This window comes from Streptomyces sp. NRRL F-5135 (assembly GCF_000719775.1).
In the GTDB taxonomy this organism is placed as follows: Bacteria; Actinomycetota; Actinomycetes; order Streptomycetales; family Streptomycetaceae; genus Streptomyces; species Streptomyces hebeiensis.
Genome location: NZ_JOHR01000008.1, coordinates 35,408 through 55,438, shown reverse-complemented (window position 1 = coordinate 55,438; position 20,031 = coordinate 35,408). Strand labels below are relative to the sequence as shown.

16 protein-coding genes are annotated in these 20,031 nt (G+C 72.7%); 13 read left to right on the top strand and 3 right to left on the bottom strand.

Annotation, left to right across the window (positions count from 1 at the left end; all coding sequences use genetic code 11):
• Nucleotides 1-196 precede the first annotated feature (196 nt).
• From IG02_RS0115260 to IG02_RS0115240, 5 genes are all read left to right on the top strand, one after another.
• Nucleotides 197-1,099, top strand: coding sequence for an AraC family transcriptional regulator (locus IG02_RS0115260; RefSeq protein ID WP_324604731.1), 903 nt, complete (start codon nt 197-199; stop codon nt 1,097-1,099).
• A gap of 203 nt (nt 1,100-1,302) precedes the next feature.
• Entirely contained in the window at nt 1,303-1,833 is a 531-nt protein-coding gene (locus IG02_RS37800) for a hypothetical protein (RefSeq protein ID WP_199814026.1), read from the top strand.
• 336 nt (nt 1,834-2,169) lie between these two features.
• Nucleotides 2,170-3,417, top strand: a complete 1,248-nt coding sequence (locus IG02_RS0115250) for a cytochrome P450 (protein ID WP_030747052.1) — start codon at nt 2,170-2,172, stop codon at nt 3,415-3,417.
• A gap of 98 nt (nt 3,418-3,515) precedes the next feature.
• Nucleotides 3,516-4,775, top strand: a complete 1,260-nt coding sequence (locus IG02_RS0115245) for a cytochrome P450 (protein WP_030747049.1) — start codon at nt 3,516-3,518, stop codon at nt 4,773-4,775.
• Between the two features lie 198 nt (nt 4,776-4,973).
• Entirely contained in the window at nt 4,974-6,764 is a 1,791-nt protein-coding gene (locus tag IG02_RS0115240; RefSeq protein WP_199814025.1) for a hypothetical protein, read from the top strand.
• Here the strand turns inward: IG02_RS0115240 and IG02_RS0115235 are convergent.
• Both IG02_RS0115235 and IG02_RS0115230 read right to left on the bottom strand, forming a co-directional pair.
• On the bottom strand, nt 6,691-8,127 hold the full coding sequence (locus tag IG02_RS0115235; protein WP_051765066.1) for a polysialyltransferase family glycosyltransferase: 1,437 nt from the start codon (nt 8,125-8,127) through the stop codon (nt 6,691-6,693). The two genes, IG02_RS0115240 and IG02_RS0115235, sit on opposite strands and share 74 nt — an antisense overlap.
• Nucleotides 8,127-9,110 (bottom strand): glycosyltransferase family 2 protein, encoded by a 984-nt coding sequence (locus IG02_RS0115230; protein WP_030747041.1) that lies wholly within the window; start codon nt 9,108-9,110, stop codon nt 8,127-8,129. The genes IG02_RS0115235 and IG02_RS0115230 overlap by 1 nt, the downstream gene beginning before the upstream one ends.
• A 286-nt stretch (nt 9,111-9,396) precedes the next feature.
• Here IG02_RS0115230 and IG02_RS0115225 point away from each other — a divergent pair, with 286 nt between their 5' ends.
• From IG02_RS0115225 to IG02_RS0115210, 4 genes are all read left to right on the top strand, one after another.
• Complete coding sequence (locus tag IG02_RS0115225; RefSeq protein WP_420707751.1) at nt 9,397-10,731, top strand: DUF6716 putative glycosyltransferase; 1,335 nt, start codon at nt 9,397-9,399, stop codon at nt 10,729-10,731.
• A gap of 118 nt (nt 10,732-10,849) precedes the next feature.
• Nucleotides 10,850-12,079, top strand: coding sequence for an acylneuraminate cytidylyltransferase (locus tag IG02_RS0115220; RefSeq protein ID WP_051765064.1), 1,230 nt, complete (start codon nt 10,850-10,852; stop codon nt 12,077-12,079).
• A gap of 171 nt (nt 12,080-12,250) precedes the next feature.
• Entirely contained in the window at nt 12,251-13,186 is a 936-nt protein-coding gene (locus IG02_RS0115215; RefSeq protein WP_030747031.1) for an N-acetylneuraminate synthase family protein, read from the top strand.
• A gap of 4 nt (nt 13,187-13,190) precedes the next feature.
• The gene (locus IG02_RS0115210; RefSeq protein ID WP_030747029.1) at nt 13,191-14,333 is read left to right on the top strand and encodes a hypothetical protein; all 1,143 of its coding nucleotides are present in this window, start codon (nt 13,191-13,193) and stop codon (nt 14,331-14,333) included.
• A 79-nt stretch (nt 14,334-14,412) separates the two neighbouring features.
• On the opposite strand, the gene IG02_RS0115205 is transcribed toward IG02_RS0115210, so the two are convergent.
• Nucleotides 14,413-15,615, bottom strand: coding sequence for a DUF418 domain-containing protein (locus IG02_RS0115205; protein ID WP_030747026.1), 1,203 nt, complete (start codon nt 15,613-15,615; stop codon nt 14,413-14,415).
• 198 nt (nt 15,616-15,813) lie between these two features.
• Here IG02_RS0115205 and IG02_RS0115200 point away from each other — a divergent pair, with 198 nt between their 5' ends.
• The 4 genes from IG02_RS0115200 (at nt 15,814) to IG02_RS0115185 (ending at nt 19,492) form a co-directional block, all read left to right on the top strand.
• Nucleotides 15,814-16,113 (top strand): CopG family transcriptional regulator, encoded by a 300-nt coding sequence (locus tag IG02_RS0115200; protein ID WP_051765063.1) that lies wholly within the window; start codon nt 15,814-15,816, stop codon nt 16,111-16,113.
• Nucleotides 16,110-16,547, top strand: coding sequence for a type II toxin-antitoxin system VapC family toxin (locus IG02_RS0115195; protein WP_030747022.1), 438 nt, complete (start codon nt 16,110-16,112; stop codon nt 16,545-16,547). The genes IG02_RS0115200 and IG02_RS0115195 overlap by 4 nt, the downstream gene beginning before the upstream one ends.
• A 236-nt stretch (nt 16,548-16,783) precedes the next feature.
• Nucleotides 16,784-18,022 (top strand): amidohydrolase, encoded by a 1,239-nt coding sequence (locus IG02_RS0115190; protein WP_030747020.1) that lies wholly within the window; start codon nt 16,784-16,786, stop codon nt 18,020-18,022.
• Nucleotides 18,023-18,442: 420 nt separating this feature from the next.
• Entirely contained in the window at nt 18,443-19,492 is a 1,050-nt protein-coding gene (locus IG02_RS0115185) for a BMP family lipoprotein (RefSeq protein ID WP_030747018.1), read from the top strand.
• Nucleotides 19,493-20,031 lie beyond the last annotated feature (539 nt).

Genomic DNA, 20,031 nt, shown 5'->3' with positions numbered 1-20,031 from the left:
TGCCGCCAGCCACTAAACTTCGCGGCACCGCCCGGAGGGCCTCATGCCGTGAGCAGCGGAGCCGACTCTGGACAGGCACGCTGTGAGAAGGCCGCGGTGAAGGGGGGCTTCGATGACCTTGGGAACCTACGTTGTGGATTCGGTGACAACCCAGGACGTGCCATCGCGTGAGCGTGCCGACTTCTGGAGCGAGCGCGTGACGTCGTATCAATGCCGGATGCACTACGGCTACCCGCACACCGACGACTTTCATGCGGGCACGGTCCGCCAGCGCACTGACACCTATCAGCTCGTCACGTGGTGGTCGGACACGATCACGTACACCCGGACCGCCGACCAGGTGCGGCACGACCCGGACGAGGACTACCGCTTACTGTTACCGGTCGCCGGAGAGCTGGTGCTGCGACAGGACGACCAGGAGTTACGGCTGGTGCCGGGTGCCGGGTGTCTGCTCACGTTCGCCGCACCGTTCGAGATCCTGCAGGACGCCTTCACGCGGGCGTTCATCATGTCGATCCCAGCTCAGGAGGTGAACGGGCGATTGAACCGGGCGTCGCCGCTCGCCATGGGCCTGGACCTGACCTCCGGCCTGGGCCGGGTGGTGGGCGCCATACTGACCGGCCTGCATGAGGAGCGCGACATCCTCACCCGCGTCCAGTTCGACGCGGTGGCGGACCGGCTGGTCGAGCTGTTGTGCATGCTCGCCGCGGGCGACGACCGCCCCACCGCACCGGGCCATCTGGCCGACGTGGAGAGGGCGGTCCGCCGGTACGCCCGCGAGCACGCTGCCGACCCCGACCTGACCGGCGCCACCATGGCGCGGGCGCTGGGCTGGTCGCTGCGCCAGGTGCAGCTGGCCCTGCGGCATGCCGGGACGACCCCCCGCGAGCTGATCCGCGAGGAGCGGCTGCGGTTGGTACGGGACCGGCTGCGGGTGCCCGCGTACCGGCATATGACGATCACGGAGCTGGCGTACACGTCGGGGTTCGCCTCCTCGAGCGCGCTCAGCACGGCCTTCCGACAGCGCTTCGGGGTGTGCCCCCGCGAGATGCGGCACGCCGGCCCCGGTCCGTCGGCGATACGCGCCGGAGTTGATTGACAGCGGTCGGCTTTCCGGGCCATGCCGGTGACCTTGGGCACGCGAGTGCGACGTCGGGGCTGTCGTGCCCCGGCGCCGTGGTTCAGTGCGACCCGGCGGCGACCGAGGGCGCCGGGCGAGGGCGTCGAGCGTCTTTTGTGTCCCCGGTTGCGTTAACAGCGCGGATCGACCCGGCTGACCGCGTCGCGACGAAAGGAATGGCCGTGGCACGCACGCTGACCGGTCGGGGCAGGGTGACCGCCTTCCCCTTCCTGTACGGGTGGCCCGACCGTTACGCCCTGCTCGGGTACACCGCCACCGGGTGGTACGGCACCACCGCCGTCGTCGGCCAGATCCCCGTCCCCGGGGTGGTGGATCTCTCGCTGATGGACGTGGCCGCGCGACACGAGCCGGCTCGGCTGTACGGCGGCGGCAGCAGCGACGGCGACAGCGGCGGCGACAGCGGCGAAGAAGACGGCGACGGCGCCGAGAGCAACCCGTTCGCCGAGGCCTGCTGGCTCATCTGCGTGGGGTGGGGCGCCCGGAGCGTGCCCAAGCCCGGAACGCTCGACCTCCCCGATGTCTCCTGGGCGCTGGAGATCGACCGCACCACCGAGCTGGGCAGGATCAGGTACGGGCACGACCGCCTGCACACCGGGAGGCTCACGTTCGACGATCCCCGGGTGACCGCCCGGGTGCTGGACCGGGCCGCCTCCGTCCTTCCGGACGCCCACTCCGACGGACCGCCCGCGTAGCCCGTTCGGGCCGCCCGTGTAGCCCGTACGGGCGATCGCGCCGATCCGCCGACGCCGGCTCCGACGTTCGCTCTCCGGCGTGGGCTCGTGCGTCGTTTCCTTTGCCGCCGTGGGTCGTTGGCCGGGGCATGGGGGCGGGACACGGGGAGCCGGACACTTCCGGACGGGGCGGGGAAGCGCGCCGGTCCGCTGATCCCCGGGACCCCCGGACACTCATTCGCCCCGGGCCGCACCGCGCCCGCCGTGACGCCGTTCCGCCGGGGCGCGGCCCTCCGCCGCGCGCCCCGAATCGTCATGCCCGTCACGCCGGTTACACCCGTCAAGCGAGAACACAGTATGAGCGACCTGCACACCGTCATCCCCGTCCCGGCCGTGCCGCCGGGCACCGCCGGGCCCCCGTGCGCCTATGCCCGGCTGCGGCACGAACAGCCCGTCGCCAAGGCGCTGTTGCCCAACGGCGAGACCGGCTGGCTCCTCAGCCGCTACGAGGACGTACGCGCGGCCTTCGCCGACCCCCGGCTCATCCGGCCCCTGCTGTCGGCGTGGCCGCCCCGAGAGGGCGCCGACGCGCCGCCCCCGTGCCTGCCGACGTTCCTGGAGATGACGGGACGGCACCACGAGCGCGTGCGCCGCGCCGTGCTGCCGCTGTTCGGCCGCCGGCGGCTGGGATTCATGGTGCCCCGTATCCGCGCCATGGCGGAGGAACTGATCGACTCGATGGTGGCGGGGGCCGAGGGGCGCTCGGCGGACCTGGTCGCCGCGTACGTGGAGCCCCTGCCGCTGCGCGTGTTGTGCGAGGCCGTCGGGCTGCCGTACGAGGACCGCGACGTGTACCTGCCCCACACGCTCACCCTGCTGAGCGCCGCCGCGCTGCCGATGGAGGAGGCACTGGCGGCCTTGTACGCGCTGCAGGACTACGCGGCGGCGCTCATCTCCCGCAAGGAACGGGAGGACGGGCCTCACGAGGGAGGCGAGGCGGAGGGACGCGAGGGGGAGGGGGACTACGTACGGCTGCTCCTGGCGGAGAGCGGACGGCCGGGGAGCGAGCTGACCCGGGACGACGTCATCAGTTTCGTCGTCACCATGCTCATGGCCGGCTACAAGACGAACATGCAGCACACCGGCAACGCCCTGCTCACCCTGCTCACCCACCCCGAAGAGATGCGCGGACTGCGCGACGCGCCGGACCGCGTCGGTCCCGCCGTGGACGAACTGCTGCGCCACGTACCGCTCATGAACGCCATCAACATCCTCGTCGCCCAAGAGGACTTCACCCTCCACGGACAGCGCATCCGGGCCGGCGACGCCGTCGTCCCCGTACCGGCGTCCGCCAATCGCGACTCCGAGGCGTTCACCGACCCCGACCGTCTCGACCTGACCCGCGCCCCCAACCCGCACGTCGCGTTCGGCCACGGACCGCACGCCTGCACCGGCGGACACCTGACGCGCCTGCAACTGGCCACCGCGATCCAGGTCCTGCTGGAACGGCTGCCCGCGCTGGAGCTGGCGGAACCGGCGGACTCCCTTCCCTGGGACGAGTCCACTCCGCTGCGCGCTCCGGCGCGGCTGCCGGTGCGCTGGTGACTCCCGTACGGCCGGCCCACACGTCCACATTCGCACTGAGCGACGCAGAAGCAGTGCGAAGCACCTCAGCAACCCTCGGAAAAAGAGATCCGCACACCGTGACCGCACCGCACCCGCACCCGACCGACGACACCTCGGCCGGGGACGCGCCGCTTCCCCACTACCCCTTCAGCACCGACGGCGACCGCCTCGCCCCCGAGCTGACCGAGCTGCGGACCCGCTGTCCCGTGGCCCGGGTCAGCACCAACTCCGGCGGCGAGGCATGGCTGGTCACTGGCTACGAACTGGCGCGGGACGTCCTCCGGGACCGCTCCTTCGCGCGCTCCGTGCTGGCCGAGACCGACAGCCCCCAACAGGACGCGCCCGTCCTGGCCCCCGAACTGCTGGACGCCATGAACCACCTCCAGCGGGCCGGACTCCGCGACGAGGTGCTCCGGGCCCTCGGCCGCAACCAGCCCGAACTGCCCGCCGACTGGGTCGCCGAGGTCACTCGGGAGGGCCTGGACACGATGGTCCGGCAAGGGGCCCCGGGGGACCTGCAACACCATTTCGCGGAGTGGGTCGCCGCCCAGTGCCTCTGCCGGGCGCTCGGCCTGCCCTTCGAGGACCGCGAGTGGCTCGCCGCGCGTGCCGACGTGGACCTGACCATGGTGACGTACTCGGACGAGGAACTCGCCCATAACTGGGAAGAGCTCCGCGCCTACATGGCGGCTTACCTGGCCGCCCGCCGGCCCGGCCGGCCACGCGGTCTGGTGGACCGTCTCGCCGACCTCAACGCCGAACGGCAGGGACTGACGGAACAGGGTCCGACCGGGGAGCCGCTGACGGAACGTCAGTTGTCCAACATCGTCGCCGTTCTCTTCGTCAGCGGCTACGAGGACTTCGCGGGCTTCCTGGGAGTGGCGGCGCTGAACCTCCTGCGCCACCCGGAGGCCGTCGAGTCGCTGCGCGCCCGCCCGGAGACGATGCCGCAGTGCGTGGAAGAGCTGCTGCGGTGCGGGGTCGTCCTGGGCAACGCCATCCCGCGCTTCGTCACCCAGGACACCACGCTCGGTTCCGTCGCGGTCGAGGCCGGTGACCTGATCCTGCTCTCCCTGGACGCGGCCAACTTCGACCCCGCCGCGTTCGCCGACGCCGACACCTTCGACCCCGGCCGCGCTCCCAATCCCCACCTGCGCTTCGGCTACGGCCGCCACCACTGTCCCGGCGCCCACCTGGTCCGCCGGCAGTCCGATACCGCTTTCCGCGTGCTCCTCGACCGCCTGCCCGGTCTTCGCCTCGCCGTCCCGGTGGAGGAGGTGCCCTGGCAGCCCAACCGGATGGCGATCACGCCCGCCCGGCTCCCGGTCACCTGGTGATCCGACCGGTGCACTCCTGACCGGTGAACGTCCGACCGGAATACGCCTGACGGTGTACGGCGGGCTCCTACGCTCCAGGGGCCCTGGGTTCTCCAGGGCCTCCGGGCCCGCCCCGGCCCGCCCCGCCCCGCCCCGCCCGTTCACCCGACTGCCGTACCCCGATGGCCCCCCGGCCGCCCCGGACGCAGCGTGGTGCACATGACACAGACCTCGGCGGGCGCGGGGTCGTCCGGTCCGCAGGGCATACGCTCCCGGCCCGGCCCGCGCCGTGGCCTCGGCCGCCGGACCGGGCCGGGGCCCGCGTTCGGAGTCGGCCCCGGGCGCCTGCCCGGGCCGCTCGGCACGGTCGCCTGTGCGTACACGCTGCTCCAGCTCGTCCTCGTCGTTCCCGGCACCGGGCTCGGCTGGGACGAGACGGTGTACGTCACCCAGGTCAGCCCGGGCGTCGACCCCGCCTTCTTCAGTGCGCCGCGCGCCAGGGGCATCACGTACCTCATCGCGCCGGTGACCCTCCTGACCCCGTCCGTCATTGCCCTGCGGATCTACCTCGCGCTGCTGTCGGGCCTCGGGCTCTTCCTCGCGTTCCGGGCATGGCGGCGGCTGTGTCCCGAGCCCGTACTCGCCCTGGCGAGCGCGCTGTTCGCCGGGCTGTGGATCACGCTGCTCTACGGTCCGCAGGTCATGCCGAACCTGTGGGTCGCCTTCGGCTCGCTCTTCGCGGTCGGCTGTTTCCTGCGCGCCGTACAACTCTCGATGCTCGCGAACACGGCACAGGCCGGACCGTCCGTGCGGTCCGGCCCGCACGGACGGTCCGGCCTGCCCGCCGCCCTCCTCGGGCTCGGCGCCGGGGTGGCCTTCGTCGGGCTCATGCGCCCCGTCGACGCGCTCTGGCTCGCCCTGCCGCTCACCGCCGCCTCGCTGTTCGTCCGCCGCTGGCGGCGCCCGGCCCTGCTGCTCGTCCTCGTGGTGGGCGCCGCGCTGGGCTGGGCGCAGTGGGTGGCCGAGGCGTACGGGCAGTACGGCGGTCCCGTCGCCCGGCTGCGCCGGGCCGGAGAGATCCAGGGGGGCCTCGGCTGGAACCTCGCGGTCGACGACCAGGTGCGCTCGCTCGACGGCCGGTTGCTGTGCCGCCCCTGTGACGTGCCCTGGCGCAGGCCCGTCACCGCCGTGTGGTTCTTCGCCCTGCCGCTGTTCACCCTGGGCGGCATCCTGGTCGCGGCCCGCCTGCGGCGGTTGCCCGTGGTCCTGTTGCCCGCCCTGGTCGGGCTCTCGCTCGGTGTGCAGTACCTGCTGCTGATCGGCTACGCCGCGCCGCGCTTCCTGCTGCCCATGTACGCGCTGCTCGCGCTGCCCGTGGCGCTGTGCATGGCCTGGATCGTGCGGGGCCTCGCACAGCGACGCGGCCGGCGGCTCCTCCAGTGGCACGTACAGCGGCTCGCGGGGACGGCGGGCCCGCGGAGGTCCGTCCGGGAAGCCCTGGCCGTGTCCGCCCTCGCGCTGGCGCTGGTCGCGCATCTGGCGGTCCAGTACGCCGTCCTCGACTCCGCCGTCAGGCGCGGCCGGGTCAGCGCGGCCGAGTTCGGCCGGGCGGCGGCGGAGCTGAACCGGCTGGGCGTGCGCGCGCCGTGCGTCGTGATCGGTGAGGAGGCCGTCCGGGTCGCCCACCGCGCGGGCTGCGCGTCACGGCAGGTCGGCGGGCACGACGGCAGCATCACCCCGGCCGGGATCGCCGCCCTCGCGCGCGAGCGGCCGGTGGCCGTCGTGGTGGAGGGGGACGACCGGCCGCCGGCGTACGCCCGGGGCTGGCGGGCCGTACGGCTGCCCCGGCTCCCGGGCCGGGACGACGTGCGCGCCTACCTGTCCCCGGCCGTCCCGCCGGACGACCGGCCCTCGGCGACCGTCCAGGTCCAGATGATCAGCCTAGCGTCGCCTTCTTCAGCGAGCGCGCGCGCCGGGCGACCCTGCGGACCGTCGCGTTGCGCGGGATGAACGCCAGCTGTGCCGGCACCGCGCCCGGGAGGGCGAGCGCGGTGAGGCGGCGGCGCTTGAAGTAGCGCCAGGTACGGCGGTCCAGGTGGTGCGCCAGGTAGTTCTCCGCCGTGGGCCGCAGCTCCGGGTAGATCTGCGGCTGCATCGCGAAGCCCACCGCCGCCACCAGTTCCGCGATCCGCTCGTCCGGCCGGTGCGCCGTCGCCGCCTCGGGGTCCAGCGGCGGCAGCAGCGCGTCGACGATCGTCACCGGCACGCGGTTGCTGTTCTGGTACGGCGAGAGCCGTTCCAGGAGCAGTTCCGTACCGACCCGGGCCACCGGCAGGTCGTAGAAGGCCGACGCCGTGAGCAGGGCCGTGGAGAAGCAGGCGACGACGAGGGCCGGGTCCAGACGCTGGTAGAGCACCTCGGCGAGGGACGGTTCCGCGTGCACGGTCAGCCGGGCGCCGAGCTGTTCGGCCTCCCCTTCCAGCCGGCGCGACCACTGGTCGGGTGCCGACGGGTGCGGCTTGAACACGACGTTCCGGTGCCCGCGCGCGACGGCGCCCCGGACCATCTCCACATGCAGTTCCTCCTCCTCGGCCGGGGTGAGGATGCCGAGCCGGGAGAGGTACTGGCCGAGCAGCAGGGCGGGCCGCTCGCCGTCCGCGCCCGTACCACCGGTACTGCCCGCCGAGCCCCCGGCCGTACCCGCCGCATCGGCCGCGTCCGCCGCGTCGGCGAGTTCCGCGAGCACCTTGACGAAGACGTCCGTCGGGATGATCTCCGGTGCCACGCCGAACTCGGTCAGCAGCAGTGGCTCCAGGCCCGGCACCAGGTCCAGGTGGAGCAGCCGCTCGACGCGGGAGCCGATCAGCGGGTGCAGCTTGGACCGCGTGGGGCCGTAGCTCATCAGGCCGTCCGCGTAGATGTGGATCGGGCTCTCGCTGAAGATCGTCGCCACGGCCTGGGACGGATTGGCCTGGATGGACTCGCAGGCGATCTCCACCGGCCCGTCGCCCAGGTTCCACGCCTCGCGCACGGCCCGCTGCCACAGGGGGGCGTCCTGCTCGCGCGGGGACCAGCCCGCCGGGTGGAACGGCCGGATGAAGTCGTTCCACGAGCGGACCTCGTCGAAGTCCGGCAGCAGCCGCTCGCACCCGGGCCGGGCGTCGAGCGGCGTGCCCAGTTCGGGCGAGGCCGAGACGTCGCTGACCACCAGGATCCGCCGGTGATCCGCCCGCGAGCCGAACAGGCCGGCCCGGAGCGCCGCGGTCACGGTGGCCGCGGCGTACTGCGTGCACGCGAAGAACAGCTGGATGGAGGAGGAAGCCGGGGAGGACACGGCGGAGGAGGACGCGGAGAAGAGATCGTTCGTCGTCATCAGACCTGGACCTCCGCCGAGCGGGCGGCGGGCCGGCGGCGCACCCGGCGCAGCTGGCCGGCCCGGCGCGTGCCCAGCCCGTCGAGCGTCTGCGCCAGGATGTCCGACGGCATGCGCCTGAGCGCGGCCGAACTCAGGGAGCGGAGTTTCCGTGCCACTGCCGGTTCCATCCTCTCGATGGATTCCAAGTGATGAGCCATGACCGCGCAGTAGGTCCGTACCGCCTTGGGCAGCAGCCGGTCGGCCTCGGGGTCGGCCGCGGTCTCCGCCAGCACCTGGTCGAAGGCCCGGATGAAGTCGAGCTGCCGTACGTCACCGATCTGGGTGAGCGAGGAGACCACGCCGCGCCGGTAGAAGACACCGTGCAGCCCGAGCGCCGCGAACGACTCCGCCTCCCGGTGCAGCCGCCAGATCCAGGGGCGGTCCTCGGCGGTCCGCAGCCCGTCCTTGAAGTGCAGCAGCCCCCGGTCGACCAGGCGCCGGTGGTAGGCGCCGGCCCAGGCGTACGCGTAGTCGACGGACGTGGAGCGGTCCACCGGCAGTATCGCGTCCCGGGGCCGCAGTACCTGCCCGCGCCGGCCGACCGGCACGCGCTGGACCGTGCGCGCGTTGTCCGTGAACTGGACGTGGTCGGTGCGTACGAAGTCGCAGCCCAGCGTCTCGATGGCGGCGAGCAGTTCCGCGAAGTAGCCGGGTGCCACCCAGTCGTCCCCGTCGAGGAAGGTGAGGTACTCCCCGCGTGCCGCGTCCAGGCCGGTGTTGCGCGCGGTGGCCAGGCCGCCGTTCTTCTCGTGTCTGAGCACGACCGCGCCCGGCAGGTCACGCGCCGCGCGTTCCAGGATCTCCGGGGTGCCGTCGGTCGAACAGTCGTCGACCAACAGGAACTCGAAGTCCTTCCGGCTGTTCGCGCGGAGACTTCTCAGGGTTTCTAGGGCGTATGTCTGCACGTTGTAGAACGGCACGACGACGGAGAGCTTGACCACACGGGTGACGCTATGGGGTGGCCAGTCCTTCGCCCTGACGTCCGGGCGCATGACAGGTGAACGAAGAATGGCGGGACGGTGAATCGGCCCGCGAGGCGGTGCCGCCGGCCCTCTCCACACCTCCTCCAGGCCCCTCCAGGCGCCTCCGGGAAGGGGTGCCGGACGCCGAGCCGAGGGCGCCGTGGAGCCGTTTCCCGAGGTGCGACGCCATTCGTAGGCATTCTGTTAACCCTTTATTGCCATTGAGTTGGGCCGCAAAACGAAATGGCTTTCTAGCGTCCTGGACGTGCCATCACGCAACCGTCAAGCGGTCCGGGTCGCCGTGCTCGCCGACTCCGACACCCGGTGGAAATGGGGCGCGCTCACCGCGCGCCGGATCGCCCCGGACGACCGCCCCGTAGAGCTCAGCGGATACCTGCTGCGCGGACGAGCCACCCCCACCGCACGACAGCTCGAGGAGGTCGGCGCGGAGGCCGACACCCTGCGCGAGGTGACCGGTACGGCGTTCCTGCGCACACTGAGCGATCAGGCGGAGAGCGACCGGGCGTACGACCTGGTCGTGCTCGCCCTCGTCGGCGGCGCCGTCCAGGCGATGCTGCACGGGACGGCCGCCCTGCGCCTGGAGCACCGGCCCGTCATCGTCACCGGGTATGTGGGGGTGGTCTACGAGAAGCTCTCCGACGGGCTGCTGCTGAGGCACGGCGCGGACGTCGTCCTCGCCAACTCCCGTTACGACGCGGAGCGTTTCCGCGCGGTGTACGAGGGGGTGGGCGCCGACGCGTCCTCGGTGACCGAGGCCGCGCTGCCGTTCCTCGGCGGCGCGCCGTACGCTCCCGAGGCCGGCCGGGAGACCGTCGTCTTCGCCGCCCAGCCGTCCGTGCCGGTCACCCGCGCGGACCGTACGTACCTGGTGCGCCGCCTGGTCGAGCACGCCCGGCTGCACCCGCACCGCGAGGTGCTGCTGAAGCTGCGCAGCAAAGTCGGCGAACACACCACCCACGTGGAGGAGTTCCCCTACCAGCGGCTGGTCGAGAAGGTCCCCGGCGGACCGCCGCCCAACTTCCGTCTGGTGTACGGGAACATGGGCGAGGTCCTGGACCGCACCGACCTGCTGGTCACCGTCTCCTCGACGGCCGCGCTGGAGTCCCTGCACCGGGGGATCCCGACCGCGATCCTCACCGACTTCGGGATCCGCGAACCGCTGGGCAACCACCACTTCCTCGGCTCCGGCTGCCTGGCCTCGTGGGACGAGCTGGACGGCGGGGGCATGCCGAGCCCGGACCCGGTCTGGGCCGCGCGGCAGGGCGTCGCGCCGGACGGCTCGTACGCCACGGCGTTCGACCAGGCCCGCGAGCGGGTGACGAAGCTGCTCGACGGGCCGGAACCGCCGCCCGTCAGCCCGTACTACACGGCCACCACCGCGCCCGGCTACCTGCCGGGGCTGCTGGCCCGCTACCACCTGGCGGCGGACGGAACACCGCTGACGACCCGGCCGGCGGAGAGCGAGCCGAGCGGGATCCGGCGGGTGGTGCGCGAGGCGGTACGGGGCGCGGCGCGCGGCGCGTACCGGCACGGCGTGCAGCGCGTGGCGCCGGTGATCCGGCGGATGGGGGAGCTGTGAACGCGCCGCTCGCGCACCGAGCGCCGTCGTCCGGGCTCGCGCACCGCGCGCCGTCCGCCGACCGAGCGCCGTCCTCCCGTCCCGCACACCTGTCCGAGCCGCCCATCAAGGAGTTCCGATGACCGTCCTCGCGGTGATCCCCGCACGCGGCGGATCCAAGGGCGTCCCCGCCAAGAACCTCGCCCCCGTCGGCGGCGTCCCGCTCGTCGTCCGGGCCGTACGCGCCTGCCTGGCGGCCCGGCGCGTCACCGATGTCGTCGTCTCGACGGACGACGCGGCGATCGCGGACGCCGCCCGGTCCGCCGGTGCCGAGGTCGTCCTGCGCCCCGCCGCGATCGCGGGCGACACCGCGACCAGCGAGGCCGCCGTGCTGCACGCCATGGACGCGTACGAAGCGATGCGCGGGGTGGAGGCCGAGGTCGTCCTGCTCGTGCAGTGCACCAGCCCGTTCATCACGGCCGAGGACGTGGACGGCGTCGCGGGCGCCGTCACGGACGGCGGCGCGGACTCGGCGCACACCGTCGCCCCCACGCACGGCTTCCTCTGGCGCCGGGAGGACGCCCCGGCGGACACGGCCGACGCGTACGGCGTCAACCACGACAAGTCCAACCGCCCGCGCCGCCAGGACCGCCCCCAGGAGTTCCTGGAGACGGGCGCCGCGTACGCGATGCGCGTCGACGGCTTCCGGGCGGCGGGCCACCGCTTCTTCGGCCGGACCGCGCTCGTACCGACCGACCCGGCGCGGGTCCTGGAGATCGACGACCCGCACGACCTGGCGCGCGCCCGCGCGCTGGCGCCGCTGCTGGAGCCCGCCGTGCTGCCCTCGTACGAGGACGTCGACGCCGTCGTCCTGGACTTCGACGGCACCCAGACGGACGACCGGGTCATGGTCGACTCGGACGGCCGGGAGACGGTCGCCGTGCACCGGGGCGACGGCCTCGGCATCGCCGCGCTGCGCCGCTCCGGGCTGAAGCTGCTCATCCTCTCCACCGAGCAGAACCCCGTCGTCGCCGCCCGCGCCCGCAAGCTCCGGGTGCCGGTGCTGCACGGCATCGACCGCAAGGACCTGGCGCTCAAGCAGTGGTGCGACGAGCACGGGATCGCCCCCGAGCGGGTGCTCTACGCGGGCAACGACGTCAACGACCTCCCCTGCTTCGGCCTCGTCGGCTGGCCCGTGGCCGTCGCGAGCGCCCACGACGCCGTACGCGCCCAGGCGCGTGCCGTCACCGGAGCCCGGGGCGGCGAGGGGGCGATCCGCGAGATCGCCGGCTGGCTGCTGGGCCCCGGGCTCGACCACACCCCCGCGCGCACGGCGGACCACACGCACGACGCGCACCACACCCGATAGCGACAAGGCGCACGGCACGCACCACGCGTACGACACGCACCACGCGCACGGCACGCACCACAGCGCACGACGCGCACCGCACGCACCACATGCACCGCACGCACCACAGCGCACCACCCCACAACCCTCATCACCCCCCAAATCACCACCCTCAACACGTAAGGACGCTCCATGAGCACCGACGCCACCTCTCGCCTGCGTACGCTCGGCACCCGCACCGCGGGCCCCAACCGCCCCGTCTACGTCACGGGCGAGATCGGCATCAACCACAACGGTGAGCTGGAGAACGCTCTGGCCCTCATCGACGTGGCCGCCGACGCCGGCTGCGACGCGGTCAAGTTCCAGAAGCGCACGCCGGAGATCTGCACCCCGCGCGACCAGTGGGACATCGAGCGGGACACCCCCTGGGGCCGGATGACGTACATCGACTACCGGCACCGCGTCGAGTTCGGCGAGGACGAGTACCGCTCCATCGACGAGCACTGCCGCAAGCGCGGCATCGACTGGTTCGCCTCCCCGTGGGACACCGAGGCCGTCGCCTTCCTGGAGAAGTTCGACGTCCCGGCCCACAAGGTGGCCTCCGCCTCCCTCACGGACGACGACCTGCTGCGCGCGCTGCGCGCCACGGGCCGGACGGTCATCCTCTCCACCGGCATGTCGACGCCGAAGCAGATCCGGCACGCGGTCGAGGTCCTCGGCAGCGACAACATCCTGCTCTGCCACGCCACGTCCACCTACCCGGCCAAGGCCGAGGAGCTCAACCTGCGCGTGATCAACACGCTCCAGGCCGAGTACCCGAACGTGCCGATCGGCTACAGCGGCCACGAGACCGGCCTCCAGACCACCCTCGCGGCGGTCGCCCTCGGCGCCACGTTCGTCGAGCGCCACATCACCCTCGACCGCGCCATGTGGGGCTCCGACCAGGCCGCCTCGGTCGAGCCGCAGGGCCTGGCGCGGCTCGTCCGCGACATCCGCACCATCGAGGCGTCCCTCGGTGACGGCGTCAAGAAGGTGTACGAGTCGGAGCTGGGCCCGATGAAGAAGCTGCGCCGGGTCCCGGGCGTCGTCGCCGAGGCCGCCCAGTCCACCGAGCCGGCGGCGGTCTGACGCCATGACCGGTGCCGGCGGGGACCGTTCCCCGCACCCTCGTGCGATCGCTTTCGTGGAGAGTCCGGTCCAGCTGCTCAACGTGCTGGAGTGGACGCGGTCGGCGGCACCCGGTGCCGCCGCGCCGGGTGAGGCCGGCACCGCGGCCGGCGGCCCCGCCGCGGCCGACGGCCGTACGGCGGCCGACGACCTCACCGTCGTCGTGCTGTCGCCCACCGATCCCATGTCGCGCGGTCAGCTCCGGCGGATGGCGGAGCTGGCCCGTGACGAGGGTTTCACCGTGCGCTGGCAGGAGGCGCGCGGTGGTGCGGGGGCGCCCCTGCGGACGGTGCGCGAACTCGCGCCACTGTTGCGCGGGGCCGGCCGGATCGTCATAGGCGACCCGTTCTCCCGCTACGTACAGCTCCTGCTGACCCTGGTCAGCGGCAAGGAGCTGACGGTCGTGGACGACGGCACCGCGACGCTGGAGTTCATCGGGCAGGTGGCCCGCGGCGAGCCGCTGGTGCGCTGGCACCGGCGGGCCGCGGGCCGTGGCCCGAGAGAGCTGGTCCTCGCCCCGGTCACCGCCGCGGCCCGGCGCCGGCTCGTCCCCTCCGAGGCCCGCACGGTCGAGGTGTTCACCTCGATGCCCGTCGAGGAGGTCCCGGCCGGCATCGAGGTGACGGCCAACCGGTTCGCCTGGACGAGGGCCACGTTCGGGCCGCCCCGGATCACGGAGGGCGCGGACCTGGTCGGCACCTCGCTGGTCGAGACGGGCGTGGTCGACGCGGACCGGTACATGGAGGCGGTCGCCACCCTGGCCCGCGCGCACGGCGCGACGCGCTACTTCGCGCACCGCCGCGAGCACGTGGACAAACTGCACCGGCTGCACACGGAGACGGGCCTGGAGATCGTCCGCCCGGACCTCCCGCTGGAAGTGATCGCTCGCCGGGGCCCGATCGGCTCCACGATCGTCAGCTTCCCCTCCACGGTGGTCCACACCCTGCCGCTCGCCCTGGCGGGAACGGGCGTACGGGTCGCGGTCTGCGACATCGCCCCCGAGTGGCTGAAGGACACGGCCTCTCCCCGGGCCCAGGGCTTCCTTTCCGGCGTCACGGGCACGGCCCGCGACGTACACCGGCTGCCCCGGCTGCCGTCACCGGCCTGAACGACGCGAGCGGTCCGGGCGGTCCGGGTGGTGTGATCCGCCCGGCGTCCCGGATCCACCCGGCGCCCCGGGCCCGGTCTCAGCGCCGTAGGGCCCACTTCTGGACCGACTCCAGCGGGCCGGTGCCGAAGCGGCGCAGCCACAGCGTCGCCCCGGCCATGAGCACGGCGCTCACCGCCGCCCACAGGCCCATCACCCACCACGGGTGCCAGGTCTCACCGAGCCGGTGGGCCAGGCCGAGGCCGATTCCGTACGCGACGAACACGCACAGCACGTTCTGCAGGACGTAGCCCGACAGGGCGGTCCTGCCGACGGCCGTCAGGCCGTTCATCACCGGTCCCGGACGGCGCACCCGGTCCACCAGCGCGCCGACCAGGCCGAGGTAGCCGAGCGCGGTCAGCGGTCCGACGACGTAACGGTCCAGGAGGAACAGGTCGGGACCGCCCAGGGCAGCCGCGACGCTGAGGGGGAGCCCGAGGCCCAGGCCCCGGACCAGCAGCCGGGAGCGGATGCGGCGCCCGGTGGCGTCGTCGCCGAACGCGCCCGCCCGGAAGAGCCGTACGCCCAGCAGGAACAGGAAGACGAGCAGGAAGAAGGTCAGCACCGGCTCCACGCGGAAGGCCACCGCGTTGTCGAGCCGGAACGCGACCTGCTCCAGGTAGCCGCCGTGCGCGTACAGGTCGGCCAACTCGTCCGGGACGGTCCCGGCGGTCCCGGCGGTCCCGCCGTCCCCGCCGGTCCGCGCCGGGGCGGCTGCCAGGGCGACCGTCAGCAGCGCGATCAGCGTCAGGTGGAGACTCGCCGCGCACCACATCACCCGACGCTGGGCCGCCACGGACCGGGTCAGCAGCCAGGCCACCACCAGCGCGGTGACCGCGTACCCCATCAGCACGTCCCAGGCGAAGACGAGGAGGAAGTGCGCCGTCCCCTCGGCGAACAGGAACAGGGCCCGCCACCGGTACCGGCCCGGCCAGGGGGCACCGCGCCGGGCGGCCGAGGCGTACTGGATGGCGAGTCCCACGCCGAACAGGACCGTCAGCAGCGACAGGAACTTCCCGTTGGCCAGCAGGCGCATGATGCTTTCGGCCGCTTCCGGGAACGAGGCGAAGGACGCCGGTTCCGTGCCGCCGTTCAGCACCCACCCTTCCGATCCGGGGCTGGTGAAGATCCAGACGTTGGTCATCAACGTGCCCAGGATCGCGACGCCGCGCACCACGTCGAGGAGGGGAAGCCGGCCGGCCCGGCCGGGCGCGGCAGCCGGTGGGGACAGAGTCTCGGTCATACGTTCATCGTCCGGGCGCGTCCGGCCGCGTACGTCATGAGCGCAGACGAGATCCCGCTCCGTCCCCCTACATCGAAGGATGTAGCGGCCCGACGCCCCCGCCCGCCGCCCCGCCCGAGCGCTGCCCCACGTCCGCGCGCTCCAGGCCCGGAGGGCTCGCGCCGACCCGGGTGGTACATGTCCTGTACCATCCCATACATGGTCCTGAAGCGCACCAATGTCTACGCCGACGACCACGACCTCGCCCTGATCAAGGAGGCCGCGGCCCGTCTCGGTGTGCCGGAGGCCGAGATAATCCGTGAGGGCATCCACCGCATCGCTCTCGCGCATCGGGTGTGGGACGAGCCCTTCGTCGCGGACGAGGAGACGTTCGACCTCGGCGGTCCCGTCGCCGGGGAGGACGTCCGTACGGCGGTCACGGAGGGCTACGAGGCGCGGCAGCGGCGGAACAAGGCGCCTGACGGTGGACGCGACGGGCACGGTGGGCACGCGGCGTGATCGTCATCGCCGACACCTCCGGCCTGCTCGCGCTCTTCAACCGTTCCGACCCCGCGCACGACGGTGCCAGAAAGGCCGCGGACACCTGTGGCCTCCTGGTCGCGGCACCCCTCGCGCTGACGGAGGTGCACCAGGTCGCCACCAGCAGAGCCGGGCGTTTCGCCGCCGACGGGATCGTCCGTTCGCTGACGGCCCGCGTACGGCAGATGCGACTGGTTCTCGCCCCGCCCACGCCGGCAATCCTGGACGCCGCGCTGTCCGTGCGGACCCGGTACGCCTCGCTCGATCTCGACCTGGTGGACGCGGTGAACGTGGCCCTGGCCGCCGAGTACGCCACGGATGCCGTCCTGACCCGCGACATCCGCGACTTCCGGGCCGTCAGGCCGCTGGGTGGCAGGCACACGCACTTCCGGATCCTGCCCGACGATCTCTGACCGGTCCGCACGCGCGTGAACGGTCCGCACGGTGCGGTGGTTCACGACGTGGAGCGGTTCACGAGGCCCGGCCGAGCGCGCGGGCGTGCGCCCCGAAAAATTGGGCCTTTATACCCGCTGGAAATGAGCGTCATGCATGTTGCGGGCAGGTTTCTTCGCCTGTGTGGCTGAAATTTTGTTGATCGACAGGCGGTTGATCATTGAAGGGGCCTACCCTTCAACAGGTGAGCCAGTTGATGTCCCGAGAGTCCGAAAACCGCCTTTCCGGCGAAGCCGCCGCCCTGCCCGGTGTGCTGCCCGACGCGCTGCGGGAGGAGCTGATCGCCTTTCGCCGGGACATGCACATGCACCCGGAGCTCGGAAACCAGGAGTTCCGCGTCACCGCCGCCCTCAAGAACCGGCTGGAGAAGGCCGGGCTCCGGCCGCGGGTGCTCGGGACCGGCACCGGGCTCGTCTGTGACATCGGGGAATGGGACCGCGTACGGCCCATGCTGGCTCTCCGCGCCGACATCGACGCGCTGCCCATTCCGGACACCAAGACGGGCGTGCCGTACCGCTCCACCGTGCCCGACCGGGCGCATGCCTGCGGGCACGACGTCCACACCACCGCCGTTCTGGGCGCCGGGCTGGTGCTCGCCGGGCTCGACCGGCAGGGCCTGCTGCCGAACGCCGTCCGGCTCATCTTCCAGCCCGCCGAGGAGGTTCTGCCCGGCGGCGCCCCCGACGCGATCGCCGACGGGGTGCTGGACGGGGTGGGGCGGATCGTCGCCGTGCACTGCGACCCCCGCGTGGACGCGGGCCTGATCGGGCTGCGCCCGGGGCCGATCACCTCCGCCTGCGACCGGCTGGAAATCACCCTCGACGGCCCCGGCGGGCACACCGCGCGCCCGCATCTGACCACCGACATGGTCACCGCCGCCGCGAAGGTCGCCGTCGAGGTGCCCGCGCTGCTGGCCCGCCGCGTCGACGCGCGCTCCGGGCTCGCGGTCACCTGGGGACGGATCGAATCCGGCCATGCCTGCAACGTCATCCCGCAGCACGCCGAACTCTCCGGCACCGTCCGCTGCCTGGACCTGCCCGCCTGGCGCGACGCCCCCGACCTGGTCCATGCCGCGATCGACGAGGTCGCCGCGCTGTACCAGGCGAAGACGCAGATCAACTACGTGCGCGGCGTGCCGCCGGTCGTCAACGACCCGGTGATCACGGAGCTGCTCCGGGCCGCGCAGACCGCCCGACGCGGCTCGTACGCGGTCGAGGACACCGAACAGAGCCTCGGCGGCGAGGACTTCTCCTGGTACCTGGAGCAGGTGCCCGGCGCGATGGCACGCCTCGGCGTCCGCACCCCCGGCAGCGGGGCCCGCTACGACCTGCACCGGGGCGACTTCGACGTGGACGAACGGGCGATCCAGGTGGGCGTGGAGCTGTTCACCGCCACGGCGCTGCTGGACGGCGGAGCCACGACCCCGTCGGCGTAGCTCGGCGACCCCCCTGCGGGCGGTACCCGGCCGGGACGAGCCGCCCGCGGCGGTACGCGGTCGCCTCGACCCGCCACCGCCCCTCGCCGCCACCGGCACCGTCCGCACCGGCGGCCCGGCTCCCGGGGGCCGGGCCGGACCGCCCCGACCGTCCCGGACCGCCCCCGGGCGGCCGTGCCGCCGCCGTCCCGCCGCGCCCGATCGCCCCTCCGCCCCGACGCCACCGTCGCACACACGACACCCTCGGCAACGTTCCGTATAGCCTTCGTCATCAGCGGGAAGGCGCCACGACACCCGCCGTTCGCGACGATCCGATAACAGCTTCCGTAGGGGGCTTTGTCTGACATCTACGCGCGTTACGATCTGCCGCGGTAACCAGCGCCGAGAAGAGGCGCTTAGGCCAGGTCGAAGGAGCCTCCCTTGCGCCGGATCACCAGGATCGCGACCGTGGGCGTCGCGTCAGCGGCACTCGCGCTCACCGCCACCGCGTGTGGCAACAAGTCGTCCTCGGACGCCGCTTCGGACTCCGGTGAGTCCCGCGCCGCCATCGCGTACGACGTCGGCGGCCGGGGCGACCAGTCGTTCAACGACGCCGCCTACGTGGGCCTGGCCAAGGCCGAGAAGGACCTCAAGATCAAGGGCAACGACGCCGAGCCCTCCGACGGGGAGTCCGACGCCGACAAGGTCCAGCGCCTGACCGAGCTCGCGCGCGCCGGCAACAACCCGGTGATAGGCGTCGGCTTCGCCTACGCGCCCGCGATCAAGAAGGTGGCCGAGAAGTTCCCGAAGACCACCTTCGGCATCATCGACGACGCCTCGGTGACCGGCAAGAACATCGCCAACCTGGTGTTCAACGAGGAGCAGGGCTCCTACCTCGCGGGTGTCGCCGCCGCCAAGGTCACCAAGACCAAGACCGTCGGCTTCGTCGGCGGTGTCGAGACCCCGCTGATCAAGAAGTTCCAGGCGGGCTTCGAGCAGGGCGTCAAGGAGACGGACCCCTCGGTCAAGGTCCTCTCGCAGTACCTGACCCAGCCGCCGAACTTCGACGGCTTCTCCAAGCCGGATCTCGGCAAGGCCGCCGCGCAGGGGCAGCTCGACAAGAAGGCCGACGTCGTCTACGCGGCCGCCGGGCTGGCCGGTTCCGGCTCGATCGAGGCCACCTCGAAGGCCGGCAAGTGGGCCATCGGCGTCGACTCCGACCAGTACGCCCAGAAGGGCCTGGCCGCGTACAAGGACCAGATCCTGACCTCGGTCACCAAGGACGTCTCGGACTCCGTCTACAACCTGATCAAGTCGGTCCAGGACGGCAAGCCGCAGACCGGCGAGATCCGCTACGGCCTGGACAAGGACGGCGTCGGCCTGGCCGACTCCAACCCGGCGTACACGAAGCTGACGGATGTCGTCGCCGCCGTGGAAAAGGCCAAGAAGGAGATCGTGGACGGCAAGATCACGGTCAAGACCACCCCGTGACCCCCGCGCCGTGACTCCCCGGGGGCCGGGCACGACCATGTACGGACGGACGCGCGAACGAGCGCGTACGACCTGCGCGGCCCGGTCCACCGAGGGGCGGGGGACGACGGTGAGGGACGGCAGCGAGTACGGGCCGGGTCCGGGGCGAGGGCGACAGCCGGCGCCCCGGACCTCGGCGCGGCCGCCGCGGCCACCGCGACCATCGAAGCCGCCACCCGCGGCCACCGCCGCGGGGCACCGGAGCCCGGGCTCCGGACCCCGGGCTCCGGGCCTTCCAGCCTCCGCCCGTTCCGGCCTCCCGGCCCCCGCCTCCTCGCACACCCGCTCCGCGTCCTGGCCGATCACTCGGCGGGCCGCACACCCTCGCCTTACGATTCGGCTGCGCTACGCGTGTAGACGTACCTCCGGCGCGATAGCTTCACCCCGCCTGCCTCACCTGTCTCACCCGCCCCTCCACTCCTTTTCGGCCAAGGAGAGTCCGTCATCAACGCGTCCAGCACAGCCCCCGCCTCCGCCCCCTCCACGGCGGCTCCCCCCGC